Genomic DNA, 13,955 nt, shown 5'->3' on the forward strand with positions numbered 1-13,955 from the left:
GGAAGGTCGATGTCCGGGCAGTTGCCGCCCCCGTTGCCGGGATCGGATCCGATCGGGTCCGGTCCCGGGGCCTCGTCCGGGCAGGATTCGCCGCTGGTGGATCCTGCGCCGCCGACGTCGCCCGCCGCGACCCCGCCCCCTTTGCCGGGTGCCGCGCCCATGCCGTCGCCGCCTCCGATGCCGAACCCGCCGCGTCTGCCCGACCCGGGACGGCTGGAGGATCCGGCCATCCTGCACACCACCGAGGACACGCGCACCTATCCGTGCCCGTCGTGCGGGGGCATGCTGGGGTTCGATCCGGACGCGCAGGGGCTGCGGTGCGTCAGTTGTGGCACGGTCGTTCCGATCGCGCCCCAGATCCTGCAGCCCGCCGCCGTCGCGAAGCGGGACCTCCGGCGGACCATGGACGAGCTCTCCCGGCTGATGGAGCAGCAGCCGAAGTCGCTCGAACGCGAGGTCGTCTGCCAGAGCTGCGGCGGACGCACGCTGTTCACCGGCTCGTTCACCGCGGTCCGCTGCCCGTACTGCAACACCCCCATCCAGCGTGACGACGTGCAGGCGGCGCGGACCCGGCTCAAGATCGACGGCATCCTGCCGTTCCAGGTGTCGGAGAAACGGGCCCGCGAAGAGATCGAGGCGTGGATCGGCGGTCGCTGGTTCGCGCCGAACGAGTTCAAGAAGTACCGCGAGCTCGGGAGCTTCACGAGCATCTATCTGGCCTATTTCGACTACGACGCCGAGACTCGGACGCGCTACACCGGCATGCGGGGCGTCAACAGGTACGTCACGGTGCGCGACGGTGACCAGACCCGCACCGAGGTCCGGACCGACTGGTATCCGGCGGCGGGCGTCGTCGAGAACGCCTTCGTCGACGTCACCGGCCTAGCCAACTCCGGTCTGGACGAGGCGAAGGTGCAGGAACTGGAGCCGTGGCCGATGGAACTGAACAGGGCGTACTCGCCCGAGTTCGTCGCCGGGCATCTCAGCCGCACCTACGACGAGGACGCCAGGCAGGTGTTCGACTCGCGGGTGCGCGGCCGCATGGAGGGCGTGATCGAGGGCACCGTGCGTCAGGACATCGGCGGCGACCTCCAGCAGGTGCATTCGATGGACGTCTCGTGGCTGTCGCTCGCGTTCAGCCAGCTCGCGCTGCCGGTGTGGATGCTGACCGTCACGTACCGGGAGCGTCCGTTCCAGGTGTTCATCAACGGGGTCACCGGTGAGGTTCAGGGTCAGCGGCCCTGGTCGGCGGTGAAGATCGGGTTCGCGATCGCCGCGGGCGTCCTCGTGATCGTCATCGTGTACGTCCTGTACCGCTACTTCGGCGGTTCCTGACGCGGCCGACCGTGGTGCGCGCTCGTCGGCCCGTCTCACGTCTCGGAAGTGTGGTTCCGGGTCCTCGTGCCTTGGCAAGGCGCTTTTCTGGTGCGCAGATCCGTCGAGCCCGCGTGTCCATCAATTCGTTGACAACGTGCTGTCGTCTTCCTAGGGTTGGGCCCCATGTCGCCTAGAAATAGGCGATCTGACCCTCAGGAGGCACTGTGCGCAAGCTGCTGTCGTCGACACCGACGGGTGTCGAGCGACTGATGACCGCTGACAAGGGCCGTGACGCGGGCCAGGCCGTCGAGGAGCGCATCCTTCACGATCGTGAGGATTGGTGAGATGCGTCTCGACGTGAGTTCTCTGACGTACATCTACAAGTCCTCCCGGCGGGGCTGCCGCGATGTGGGGTTCGCGGCCGAGGACGGCGAGATCGTCGCCCTCATCGGACCTTCGGGGTGCGGGAAGTCGACGGTGCTCGCGTGTGTCGCGGGCGTTCTCACCCCCGACGCGGGGACGGTCGAGGTGGTCGGAGGCGGCGATGGCGCGTCGACCTTCCTGATGCTGCAGGCGGCCCCGCTGTTCGAGGGTCTGCGACTGTGGGAGAACGTCGCCCTCGGCTACGGCTATCCGGCCAGGCGCCACCGCGTGTCGGCCGTCGCGAGGCTGGCCGAGGTCGGGCTGGAGGAGTGCGCCGACGACAGGCCGTCGCACCTCTCGGTGGGCCAGCGTCAGCGCGGCGCGGTCGCGGTGGCGCTCGCGCAGCCCGGTCGGGTGCTGCTGTTCGACGAGCCGACCGGCAACCTGGACGACGACAACGCCCGGCGGGTGATGGACGGCCTGCGGTCCGCGGCCGGGACCGGTCGTGTGGTCGTGATGGCGACCCACGACCGCCGGGTGCTCGCCGAGGCCGACCGGGTCGTCGATCTTGCCGTGGCGGGTGCGGCATGAGCAGCGAACGTCCGGACGCCCGTCGTGTTGCCGCCGGGCGATTCCCCGGGGTGACCGGGTGGCTGCGGCTCAGTCTGCGCCGCGGCTTCGCGTCCAGCCGTGCGGTGCTCGCGACCACGCTCGTCGGATCGCTCATCCTGACGGCGCTGGTGCTGCCGGCCGCGACCGCGGTGGCCGCTGTGAGAGCGCAGACCGAAGGGTCGGCCGCGTCGCTCAACACCATCTCCATCTACGGTGACGGCGCGGCCGAGCAGCCGAGGCTCACCACGGCCCGGCGCACGGAGATCTCCGCCGTCGACGGGGTCGACGCCGTCACGTCCTTGGCCACCGCGTCGATCAGCGCGACCGAAGGCGAGCCGTGGCTCGGCCAGGTCCACGTCCTGCGCCCGAGCCTGTTGCCTCCGGGGATCGATGACGAAACGGCCGCCCGGGTGACCGCCAGGGCCGTGATCGCTCCGCGCGTCATCGAGGGGGTCGACCTGTCGAGGTATGTCGGCACGTCGATGCCGGTCGAGTACACCCTGGGCACCGCCGAGAACACGGGCACCGGGGCCGAGACACAGGTGACGCTGCTGGCCGTCTACGACCCCGGCTGGACCGGCTACGGCCCGAACGCCATCCTCGGGTCCGAGGAGTTCGTCGTGTGGCTCCAGGCCCAGCGGTACCGGAAGTCCGTCGCCGAGATGCAGGACGTCGAGGGTGCGCCCGGCGTCGTCGTGCATGTGTCCAGCGCGAAGCAGGTCGACACCGTGATGGCGCAGTTGCGGTCGATGGGGTTCGCCCCGTTCAAGGACAGCGACCAGATCGGGGACCTGCCCGGACTCCTGGCGATCTTCCCGTCTCTCATCGTCGTCGTCTCCGTGGGTCTGGGGCTCATGCTCTGCTTCCACGCCGTCTCGGCCGTGCGCAACGCCACGGCGCGGCGGACGCGCGAGTTCGCGCTGCTGCGGATGCGCGGCTACCGGGTGCGGGACGTCCGGGCCCTGATGGTCGCCGACATCGGGTTCGGAGCGGCGGTCGGCGCGCTCGTGGGCGCCGTGGCGGGGCTGCCGCTCGGGTGGTTGCTGGCGTTGCGTCTCACCCCCGAGGAACTGCACCTCTCCTGGACGAGCGGCACCCTGGTCCTGGCGGCCGCCATCGGGGCCGGCACCGTCGTCGTCGTCACCGTCGTCGCGGCGGTGACCGCCGCGATCACGACAGCGCGCCTGCTCCGCACCGATCCGTTCCTGCTCATCACCCGCGAGAACTGAACCCGGACGCGCCGAACGCTCCAGAACCCCCGGAATTCGGCTGGAATCCGGGGGTTCTGGAGCGTTCGGCGCGTCGGGCGACGGCGACGGCGGGACGAACGGGTCGACCCGCCGGACGCGTCAGAGGCCCGCGCCGCGGGCCACGTGGTAGTTGGACGCCTGGGCGACCGGGCGGATGGTGACCAGGTCGAGGTTCACATGCGCGGGAAGGTTCAGGGAGTACGCCACGACGTCGGCGACGTCGCCGGCCGACAGGGGGTGACTGACTCCCTCATACACGGCGTCGGCGGCAGCCTTGTCGCCGCCGAGCCGTACGAGGGAGAACTCCTCGGTGTGCACCATGCCCGGCGCGATCTCGATGACGCGGATCGGCTCGCCCAGCAACTCCAGCCGCAACGCCTGGGCGACCATGTGCTCGCCCGCCTTCGCCGCGTTGTACCCGGCGCCGCCGGTGTAGGCCGCCTGCGCGGCGGTCGAGGTGAGCAGCACGACGCTGCCCGATCCGTTGGCGCGGACGAGGGGCAGCAGCGCCTGCGTCACCCGCGTCGTCCCGAGGACGTTGAGGTCGTACATGCGCCGCCAGCCCTCCAGGTCGGCCTTTTCCACCGGATCGACCCCGAAGGCGCCGCCGGCGATGTTCACGATCGCGTCGAGCGTCCCGCCGAAGAGGTCGGCGGCCTGCTGCGCGAGGGCCTCCACGTCGCCGGCCGACGTCACGTCGCACACCGCCGTGGCGCACCCGGTCTCGGCTGCCAGCTCCGCAAGGCGATCGGCGCGTCGCGCCGCGCCGAGGACCTGCCAGCCGGACGCCGCGAGGGCCGCGACGCTGGCCCGCCCGATTCCCGAAGAAGCGCCTGTGACTACCGCTGTTGTCACGATTCAGTCTCCATTCCTGTCCCCCGCCGGGGTGACTTCTGGCTGCGTGATGTGAGCCCATAACGGGGCGCACGGAGGGAGGGATTCGTCGCTCGACAACCGGGAGAAGAGTTCCTCCAGCAACTCGCGGCGCTGCCGCGGCCCGCCGGCGTGGATGGACTCCAAGATGTCGTCCACGACCATCTGCGCCCGCGTGCGCACCGGTGAGTACAGCCATGATCGGCCGTCCAACTCCCGTGTGACAACGTGTTTCTTCGACAGCCGGTCGAGGACTGTGAGGACGGTCGTGTAGGCGATGTCGCGCACCGCGGAGATCCGCGTGTGTACCTCGCGCACCGAGAGCGGCGTCGACGGATCCTCCCACAGGTGGTCCATCACCGCCTGCTCGAGCTCTCCCATCCGTGGCATGTGACCCACTATGCCCTTCATTGCCCCACTACGACACCGCGTAGTACTGTCCGCGGCATGAACGCGGAGACGATTGCCCGTTGGCAATTCGGGATCACGACGGTCTATCACTACTTCTTCGTGCCGATGACGATCGCACTGTCCGCGCTCGTCGCCGTGCTGCAGACCATGTGGGTGAGGACCGGCGACCACAAGTACCTTCGGCTGACCAAGTTCTACGGGAAGCTGTTCCTCATCAACTTCGTCCTCGGTGTCGTGACCGGCATCGTGCAGGAGTTCCAGTTCGGCATGAACTGGAGCGAATACTCCCGGTTCGTCGGAGACATCTTCGGCGCACCGCTGGCGTTCGAGGCCCTCCTCGCCTTCTTCATGGAGTCGACCTTCATCGGCCTGTGGGTGTTCGGCTGGGATCGTCTCCCGAAGAAGATCCACCTGGCCACGATCTGGCTCGTGGCCGCCGGGACGATGATCAGCGCCGTCTTCATCCTCGCGGCGAACTCCTTCATGCAGAACCCGGTCGGGGCGACCTACAACCCGGTCACACAGCGTGCCGAGATGACCGACTTCGGCGCCGTCCTCACCAATCCGGTGTTCCTGGCGACATTCCCGCACACGCTCGCCGCCGCCTACATGGTCGCCGGCGCCTTTGTCGCGGCCGTCGCGGGCTGGCACCTGGCCAAGCTGAGCAAGCAGGGCGACGCGGCCTCCGCCGAGGAGGTCTCGGCCCACCGGTTCGCGGCGAAGTTCGGCGCCTGGGTCCTCATCGCGGCCGGGCTGGCCACGATCGTGACCGGTGACATCCAGGGCAAGGTCATGACCGACGTCCAGCCCATGAAGATGGCGGCGGCCGAGGCCCTGTGGGAGACCGAGGGCGGCGGCAGCGACAACGCGTCCTTCTCGATCTTCACCGTCGGCACCCTCGACGGGTCGGAAGAGGTCTTCTCCATCAAGGTGCCGTACATCCTCAGCTTCCTCGCCACCGGCGACATCCACGGCAAGGTGGCCGGTGTCAACGACCTCGTGGCGCAGTACCGCGACTCCGGCTACATGAAGTCGGACGATCCGAACTCGCTGGAGGCCAAGTACGCCGAGGCGCTCATCGCCTCCGGATACGACTACGCGCACTACCGCGGCACCGTCAACTACGTGCCCGACATCGCAGTGACGTACTGGATGTTCCGGCTCATGATGGGCCTCGGCTTCCTGGCCATGGCGATCGGCGCCTGGCTGCTGTGGGTGCTCCGCAAGGGACGGCTCCCGAAGCCGGGCAAGGTCTGGACGGGGCTCATGATCGCCCTTCCGCTGCTGCCGCTGTTCGCGAACTCGGCCGGCTGGATCTTCACCGAGATGGGGCGTCAGCCCTGGATCGTGAACGGCGTCCTGACGACGGCGGCGGCCGTCTCGCCAGGAGTGTCGGCGGCAGAGGTGTGGATCTCGATGATCCTGTTCACCCTGGTCTACGGCGGTCTGGCCGTCGTCGAAGTGGGGTTGATGCTCAAGTACATCAAGCTGGGCCTGCCCGTCGTCGAAGAGCCGAAGGTGCTCACCGACGACGACCAGCCCCTGACCTTCGCCTACTGAGAGGGATGGTCGAGAAATGATCGCCATGGTTGTGGACCCGTCTTGGCTGCAGGTCCTGTGGTACATCCTGATCGCGGTCCTGTGGATCGGGTTCCTCGTCCTCGAGGGCTTCGACTTCGGCGCCGCGATGCTGATCCCGATCCTGGGCAAGAACGAGAAGCAGCGGCGCGTGATCGTCAACACGATCGGCCCGGTGTGGGACGGGAACGAGGTGTGGCTGCTGACCGCCGGCGGCGCGACGTTCGCCGCCTTCCCCTCCTGGTATGCGACGTTGTTCAGCGGGGCGTACATACCGCTGTTCCTCGTGCTGATCGCGCTGATCCTGCGAGGCGTGTCCTTCGAGTACCGGGCGAAGCGTCCCGACACCCGGTGGCGCAACACCTTCGACTGGTTCGCCGCCGGCGGGTCGTTCGTGGCTCCGCTCGTGCTCGGCATCGCGTTCGGGAACTTCGTGATGGGAATGCCGGTCAACCTCGCCGAGAACGGTCTCACCCACGTCTACGTGGGCGGCCTGCTCGCGATGTTCCACCCGTTCGCGCTGCTGTTCGGCGTCGGCCTGGTCATCGTGTTCCTCTTCCACGGCGCGATCTTCCTGGCGTTGAAGACGCGTGACGAGGTGCACGATGCGGCCGTCGGCTTCGCGAAGAAGATCGGCCTCGTCGCGATCGTGGGCGGCGCCGTCCTGCTCGTGTGGCAGAACCTCGCCTACAGCACCGGCATCGTCGGCTGGCTGCTGCTCGTGGTCGCCGCGGCGGGCCTCGTGTTCGCCTGGCTGATGATCCGCAACGGCAGGGACCTGCTGGCGTTCATCGGGACGGCGGTCGCGATCCTGGCCGTGGCGGTGGGCGTGTTCGTGCGGATGTACCCGGACCTGGGCTTCGACAACAGCCTGGTCCAGGACAACCCGCTCAACATCGTCACCGCGTCGGCCTCGCCGCTCACGCTGCAGATCATGTCCGTCGCGGCACTGATCTTCGTGCCGATCGTCCTGCTGTACACGGGGTGGTCCTACTACGTGTTCCGCCGGCGGCTCGGCACCCACCACATCCCCGACGACCACCCGGAGCCCGTCACGACGTCGTCTTGATGGCGGGACCGATCGATCCCCGACTGCTCCGGCGCGCGAGGGCCACGAAGTGGTACCTCGCCGCCGGGGCGGGAATCGGGATAGCGACAGCCGTGCTGACCATTGGTCAGGCATGGCTGTTGGCACGTTCGCTGGGCGGTGTCTTCGCGGTCCACACGCTCGATCCGGTCTGGCCCGTGCTCGCCCCGCTCGCCGCCGTGTTCGCCGGGAAGGCGCTGCTGAGCTGGGCCAACACCTGGCTGGCGCAGCGGGCCTCGGCGGCCGTCAAGTCGCAACTGCGGCGCGACATCCTGCGGGCCCGGCTGGCGACGCCCACGGCGTCCACCACGTCGACCGGCTCGCTCATCACCCTGCTCACCACCGGCCTGGACGCGCTGGACGGGTACTTCTCGAAGTACCTGCCGCAACTCGTCCTGGCCGCGACCGTCCCCGCGCTGATCGTGCTGGCCGTCGGGAGCGCGGACCTGGCGTCGGCGGTGATCATCGTGGTCACCCTGCCGCTGATCCCGATCTTCATGGCCCTCATCGGCTGGACGACCGAGGCGCGCACCAAGCGGCGATGGAAGGTGCAGCAGCGCCTCGCCACCCACTTCTTCGACCTCATCGCCGGTCTTCCGACGCTGCAGTCGTTCGGTCGCGCGCGGGCGCAGCGGAAGGGGCTGGCCGAGACCGAGGCGGCCCACCGCCGCGAGACGATGGGGACGTTGCGGGTGTCGTTCCTGTCCGCGTTCGCCCTCGAACTGCTCGCCACCCTGTCGGTGGCGATCGTCGCCGTCGAGGTCGGCTTCCGCGTCGTCTACTCGGACATCGACCTGACCACGGCCTTCTTCATCCTCATCCTCGCGCCCGAGGCGTACCTCCCGGTTCGCCAGGTGGGGGTCCACTATCACGACTCGGCCGACGGCATGGCCGCCGCCGACAGCGCCTTCGCGGAGATCGACCGGCTTACGGCGATGCCGCGCGGAACGCTCGCCGCGCCGGCCGTCGACGCGTCGCGGGTGGTGTTCGACGGGTTCGCGTACCGCTACCCCGACGCCGAGACGGACGCCGTGACGGGCATCGACCTCACGATCGAGCCGGGCGAGATCGTCGCGCTCGCCGGGACGTCCGGCGTGGGCAAGACGACCCTGCTGAACGCCCTCATGGGGTTCGTGCGGCCGACCGCGGGCCGGATTCTCGTGGGTGACGTCGACCTCGCCGAGATCGATCCGGATGCCTGGCGGGCCCAGCTCGCCCACGTTCCGCAGCAGCCGGGCATGGTCCGCGGATCGGTCGGAGACAACGTGCTGCTGGGCGACACCGCGGCGACCGAAGCGCGCGCGCGGGCGGCGCTGGATGACGCCGGCGGGGCGGGCATCCCGCTCGACCAGCCGGTCGGGGACGACGGCGAGGGTCTGTCCGCCGGGGAGCGACGGCGGATCGCGACCGCCCGGGCCATGCTCCGTGTCCGGTCGGGGGCCCGCCTGCTCGTGCTCGACGAGCCGACGGCCGGGCTGGACGCCGAGGCCGAGCGCGTGCTGCTGGCCTCGCTGCGGGAGCTGGGCGTGGGCGCGGTCATCGTGACCCATCGTCCGCGGGTGCTCGCGGAGGTCGACAGGGTCGTCCACCTCGAAGACCCCGTGGGAGCCGCCGTATGAGCGCACCGGCGGCGGCCCCGCCGCGCCGCGGCTGGCTCGGCCTGCTGCGCGGGCTGACGGCCGACGTCCCCAGGGCGTGGCCGCACTTCTTCGCCGCACTGCTTCTCGCCGCCGCCGCCAGCGCGGCATCCGTGGCGCTCATGGCGACGTCGGGCTGGCTCCTCTCTCGGGCCGCCGAGCATCCGCCGGTGCTCTACCTGCAGGTCGCTGCGGTCGGGGTGCGGTTCTTCGGCATCTCGCGAGGGGTCTTCCGCTACACGGAGCGTCTCGTCGGGCACGACCTCGCGCTGAAGCTCCAGAGCGCGTTGCGGCTGCGGGTGTACGGGACGTTGTCGCGCACGACGCTGCTGGGGCGGAGACGGGGCGATCTGCTGACGCGGATCGTCGCCGACGTCGAGGCCGTCATGGATCTCGTCGTCCGCGTGCTGGTGCCGTTCTGCTCCGCCTCACTGGTCATCCTGGCCACCACGACGCTCTTCGCGGTGTTCTCGCCCGCCTCGGCGATCGTGCTGCTCGTCTCGGCCGTGCTCGCGGGCGGCATCGTGCCGTGGGTCGCGCAGCGTGCATCCCGGGCGGCCGACGCGACCGCCGTCCCCGCCCGGGGCCGGCTCGCCGACAGCGCGCACGAGCTCAGCCGCGCCTCGGTCGACATCGTCGCGTACGGGCTCGCCGAGGAGCGGCTCGCCGCGCTGCTGGACGTCGACGAGGAGCTCAAGCGCGCCGAGGAGCGCGCCGCCGTCGTCCGCGGCATCGCGGTCGCGGGGCAGGTGGTCGCGGCCGGCTTCGCCGTGCTGCTGATCCTCGTGCTCGGCGCCCAGGAGGTCGCTGCGGGGACGCTCTCGCCGGTGATGCTGGCCGTGCTCGTCCTCACGCCGCTCACGTTGCACGAGGTCTTGTCGACGCTGGCGCAGTCCGCACAGACCTTCACCAGGGCCAAGGTGGCGCTGCGACGCGTCGAGGCCGAACTGACCGCCGAGCCGGTCGGGGCGGGCGACGTCCCGGACGCACCGCCGGCCGAGGACCCCGGGCTGCGCCTCAGCGGGGCCACGATCGGCTGGCCGCGCTCGGAGGCCCTGCTCACGGGACTGGACCTGCGCGTCGGCCGGGGCGAGCGCGTGGCGCTCGTCGGCCCCAGCGGCGTCGGGAAGACCACGGTCGCCGCGACGGTCATGGGGCTGATCCCGCCGCAGGCGGGCCGGGTCGAGACGCACGGCCGGGTCGGCTACCTCGCTCAGGACGCCCACATCTTCTCCACCACGGTGAGCGAGAACGTGCGGATCGGCAACAAGGACGCCACCCGCGACGACGTCGTCCACGCCCTCGCGCGAGCCGGTCTCGACCTGGACCCGGACCGCGTCGTGGGTGAGCTCGGGTCAGCCGTGTCGGGTGGTGAGGCGCGACGCATCGCGCTGGCCCGGCTGCTCGTGGGCGACTATCAGGTGTGGGTGCTCGACGAACCGACCGAGCACCTCGATGTCATCACGGCGGCGGGCGTTCTGGACGATCTGTGGCGGGCGGCGGGGGACGCACCGCTGCTGGCGATCACCCACGACCCGGCGGTCATGGAGCGCTGCGACAGGGTGGTCCGCCTGGCGCGCTGAGAGCCGGGTCGCGGCACCGGACTCAGATGCGGCGGGCGTCGTCGATCTCGCGCACGCGCTGGTCCAGGATCTCGGCGAGCACGTCCGGGGGCAGTGGCCGCTCCTCGGTGACGCGGATCGTCCCCTTCGACAGGGAGTACCCCGGGAGCCGCGCGGCGACCGCCGCCACGACCGCCGCGGAGAACGGATACAGGCCGATGTGGGCCTTCGATGCGCGAATCGCCAGGAGGGGCCTGCCGCGGTACAGCAGCGCCGGCATCCCGTAGCTCATGCCCTCGACCGCTCCCGGCACACGCACCCGCGCGGCATCGATCATCGCGGTGACGAGCGGGCGGCGGCGGTCGTCCAGGGTCTCCACCCACTCGCTGACCTCACCCATGCGGCCCAGTGAACACGCCGTGTCGCGGCGGCGCCACCGCCGCGCGGAGTCCGGTGTGGAATCGTAGGGTCCGGTCGTGCCGCAGTCTGCACCCGACCGTCTTCCGCTCCACCAGGCAAGGAGACACCTGTGACCAGCATGCGCTTCGTGAGCCCCGTCGTCCTCGGCGGGGCCCGGGTACGCCTCGATCCGCTCACCCCGGCCGACGCGCCCGGGCTGGCGGCCGTCCTTCGGGACGGTGAGCTGTGGAACCTCTGGTACGCGCTGAACCCGCACCCCGGCCGGATCGACGCCTTCGTCGCACGACGCCTCGCGGACCAGGACGCCGGCTCGTGGGTGCCCTTCGTCGTCCGCGCGCTGCCGCGGGGAACGGGCTCGCCGATTCCGGGGCGGGATCTGTCGCATCTCGTCACCGACGATCTGGGCACGATCGTGGGGCTCACCAACTACCTCAATCCGGTCGAGACGGACCGTCATGTGGAGATCGGCGGGACATGGTACGCGGCGGCCGCACAACGTTCCGCGGTCAACACGGAGTGCAAGCTGCTCCTGCTGGCGCACGCCTTCGAGGACCTCGGCTGCGTGCGGGTCGAGTTGCGGACCCACCATGCCAACGAGCGTTCTCAGACGGCGATCGCCCGCATCGGGGCGACCCGCGAAGGGGTGCTGCGGCGACACAAGCTCATGCCGGACGGGAGCTTCCGGGACACGGTCGTCTTCTCCGTCCTGGACTCCGAATGGCCCGATGTGCGCGACCGGCTGCGCGCACGGCTCGCCAGAGGGGCGGGAGGCCCCGCGCGAGGCGACCGGGACCGGCCGGATCGGGTGCAGCCGGCGTAGGCCCTCCCGGTCCGGCGGGGCGCAGGCTGACCGCCAGGTTGTGAGGCATGCGAGCCCGGGACGCCGGCCCGGCGCAGGCTGACCGCCAGGTTGCACGGGTTATGCGGCCGGGATCTGGCATCGTATGCCTTGCAAGGTGGCGGTCACCTTTCACGGGCCACGTCACCAGGGCCGGTATGCCGCGCAACCTGGCGGTCAGCGCTGCGTCATCGGCGGCGAGGCCGGCCACAGGGCGGCCCGTCGCCCGAGGGACGGCCGCATCGCCCCGATCCCCGGCAGGGAAGACCTTCCGGCGCCCGTGCGCGGGGGACGGACTTGCCGACTCGGCTGCGCGGATGCGCGCCGCGAGATAGCTTGAGTGCACGAAATCTCTCCGACGGGACGGAAGCCAATGACGACCGATCGACGTGATCTGACCGCCCTGCCCGATCTGGCGACCGGAGCCGGCCGCGTCGGACCCGTGCGCACCCGGATGCCGGTGTACCTGGATCTCCTCCCGCCGTGCAACAACGCGTGCCCCGCAGGGGAGAACATCCAGGAGTGGCTGCGCCTGGTCAAAGCCAACGAGGACGAGGCCGCCTGGCGGGTCCTCGTCGCGCACAACCCCTTCCCCGCCATCCACGGTCGTGTCTGCTACCACCCGTGCGAGACGGCGTGCAACCGCGTCGAACTGGACGGGGCCGTGTCCATCCACTCCGTCGAGCGCTACCTCGGCGACCTTGCCATCGAGCGCGGCTGGACCTTCGACAAGCCCTCGAGCCGGACCGGTCAGCGCGTCCTCATCATCGGCGCGGGCCCGTCCGGTCTGTCGGCCGCCTACCAGCTCGCACGGCTGGGCCACGACGTGGAGATCCGCGATGCCGCCGAGAAGCCCGGCGGCATGATGCGGTGGGGCATCCCCGAGTACCGGCTGCCCCGCGACGTCCTCGACGCCGAGATCGACCGGATCGTCGACCTGGGCGTGACGATCACCTGCAACGCTCCGGTGAAGGACCTCCTGGAGGAGCAGGCCGCCGGGAACTTCGCCGCCGTGTTCGTCGCGATCGGCGCCCACCTCTCCAAGCGGGTCGACATCCCGTCGCAGGACGCCAGCCGCATCGTGGACGCCGTGAGCTTCCTGCGGGACGTCGCCAGCGGCGAGCGTCCCGTCCTCGGCCGCCGGGTCGCGGTCTACGGCGGCGGCAACACCGCCATGGACGCCGCCCGCGTCGCCCGCCGACTGGGCGCCGAGGAGTCGATCGTCGTGTACCGGCGGACGAAGGAGCAGATGCCGGCGCACGAGACCGAGCGGTACGAGGCCGAACGGGAGGGCGTCCGCATGAACTGGCTGCGGACCATCACCTCGATGGACTCCGACGACCTCACGGTGGAGGTCATGGAACTCGACGAGTCCGGCAAGGCCGTCGGCACGGGCCGGTACGAGAAGCTCCAGGCCGACACGGTCATCCTGGCCCTCGGGCAGGAGGCCGACTCCAACTTCCTGCGCAAGATCCCGGGGATGCGGTTCACCGACGACATCGTGCAGGTCGACAGCCGGTCCCTCATGACCGACGTGCCGGGCATCTTCGCCGGCGGCGATGTCGTGCCGTCGGACCGGACCGTGACCATCGGCGTGGGCCACGGGAAGCGGGCCGCGTCCCGCATCGACGCGTACCTGCACGCCCGCGAGGCGTTCGACCGGCCCAAGCACGACCTCGCCGAGTTCGGCAAGCTCCACCTGTGGTACTTCGGCGACTCACGTAGGCACAGCCAGCCCGAGCTCGAGCCCGGCACCCGCGTCCAGGACTTCGACGAGATCGTCGGAGGCCTGACCGAGGACGCGGCCCGCACCGAGGCCACCCGCTGCCTGTCCTGCGGGAACTGCTTCGAATGCGACGGATGCCTCGGGTCCTGCCCCGAGGACGCGGTCATCAAGCTCGGCACGGGCAATCGGTACCGCTTCGACTACTCAAAGTGCACCGGCTGCGGCACCTGCTACGAGCAGTGCCCGGTCCACGCCATCGACATGATCGCGGAGGTCTGACC

At 70.2% G+C, this 13,955-nt stretch carries 12 protein-coding genes; 9 read left to right on the forward strand and 3 right to left on the reverse strand.

Annotated features, from left to right (window positions below):
- The first annotated feature begins 9 nt into the window (after positions 1-9).
- From G555_RS0111145 to G555_RS0111160, 3 genes are all read left to right on the forward strand, one after another.
- Positions 10-1,335, forward strand: coding sequence for a TFIIB-type zinc ribbon-containing protein (locus tag G555_RS0111145; RefSeq protein WP_211223236.1), 1,326 nt, complete (start codon positions 10-12; stop codon positions 1,333-1,335).
- A 327-nt stretch (positions 1,336-1,662) separates the two neighbouring features.
- Positions 1,663-2,271, forward strand: coding sequence for an ABC transporter ATP-binding protein (locus G555_RS19485; protein ID WP_051208873.1), 609 nt, complete (start codon positions 1,663-1,665; stop codon positions 2,269-2,271).
- Complete coding sequence (locus G555_RS0111160) at positions 2,268-3,521, forward strand: FtsX-like permease family protein (RefSeq protein ID WP_084635200.1); 1,254 nt, start codon at positions 2,268-2,270, stop codon at positions 3,519-3,521. Before G555_RS19485 ends, G555_RS0111160 begins: the two co-directional genes overlap by 4 nt.
- Positions 3,522-3,641: 120 nt before the next feature.
- On the opposite strand, the gene G555_RS0111165 is transcribed toward G555_RS0111160, so the two are convergent.
- Together G555_RS0111165 and G555_RS0111170 are read right to left on the reverse strand one after the other, a co-directional pair.
- Positions 3,642-4,400 (reverse strand): SDR family oxidoreductase, encoded by a 759-nt coding sequence (locus tag G555_RS0111165; RefSeq protein ID WP_028708933.1) that lies wholly within the window; start codon positions 4,398-4,400, stop codon positions 3,642-3,644.
- Entirely contained in the window at positions 4,401-4,805 is a 405-nt protein-coding gene (locus G555_RS0111170) for a BlaI/MecI/CopY family transcriptional regulator (RefSeq protein ID WP_028708934.1), read from the reverse strand. It lies immediately after the preceding gene.
- A 57-nt stretch (positions 4,806-4,862) separates the two neighbouring features.
- Between G555_RS0111170 and G555_RS0111175 the strand changes: the two genes are divergently transcribed.
- Genes G555_RS0111175 through cydC form a run of 4 tightly spaced genes read left to right on the forward strand, consistent with a single transcriptional unit; the run spans position 4,863 to position 10,711 of the window.
- Positions 4,863-6,386 (forward strand): cytochrome ubiquinol oxidase subunit I, encoded by a 1,524-nt coding sequence (locus tag G555_RS0111175; protein ID WP_028708935.1) that lies wholly within the window; start codon positions 4,863-4,865, stop codon positions 6,384-6,386.
- A 16-nt stretch (positions 6,387-6,402) separates the two neighbouring features.
- On the forward strand, positions 6,403-7,473 hold the full coding sequence (cydB, locus tag G555_RS0111180) for a cytochrome d ubiquinol oxidase subunit II (protein ID WP_028708936.1): 1,071 nt from the start codon (positions 6,403-6,405) through the stop codon (positions 7,471-7,473).
- The gene (gene cydD, locus G555_RS0111185; protein WP_084635202.1) at positions 7,473-9,110 is read left to right on the forward strand and encodes a thiol reductant ABC exporter subunit CydD; all 1,638 of its coding nucleotides are present in this window, start codon (positions 7,473-7,475) and stop codon (positions 9,108-9,110) included. Before cydB ends, cydD begins: the two co-directional genes overlap by 1 nt.
- A complete protein-coding gene (gene cydC / locus G555_RS0111190; protein WP_051208878.1) occupies positions 9,107-10,711 on the forward strand; it encodes a thiol reductant ABC exporter subunit CydC in 1,605 nt (534 codons plus the stop codon). The genes cydD and cydC overlap by 4 nt, the downstream gene beginning before the upstream one ends.
- A 22-nt stretch (positions 10,712-10,733) precedes the next feature.
- Here cydC and G555_RS0111195 read toward each other — a convergent pair whose 3' ends face one another.
- Complete coding sequence (locus G555_RS0111195; protein WP_028708939.1) at positions 10,734-11,090, reverse strand: iron chaperone; 357 nt, start codon at positions 11,088-11,090, stop codon at positions 10,734-10,736.
- A 138-nt stretch (positions 11,091-11,228) separates the two neighbouring features.
- On the opposite strand from G555_RS0111195, the gene G555_RS19490 reads away from it, so the two are divergent.
- Positions 11,229-11,930, forward strand: a complete 702-nt coding sequence (locus G555_RS19490; RefSeq protein ID WP_051209169.1) for a GNAT family N-acetyltransferase — start codon at positions 11,229-11,231, stop codon at positions 11,928-11,930.
- Between the two features lie 391 nt (positions 11,931-12,321).
- On the forward strand, positions 12,322-13,953 hold the full coding sequence (locus G555_RS19495) for an NAD(P)-binding protein (protein WP_036922465.1): 1,632 nt from the start codon (positions 12,322-12,324) through the stop codon (positions 13,951-13,953).
- The last annotated feature ends 2 nt before the right edge of the window (positions 13,954-13,955 follow it).

The organism is Propionicicella superfundia DSM 22317 (genome assembly GCF_000423465.1).
Classification (GTDB): Bacteria; Actinomycetota; Actinomycetes; order Propionibacteriales; family Propionibacteriaceae; genus Propionicicella; species Propionicicella superfundia.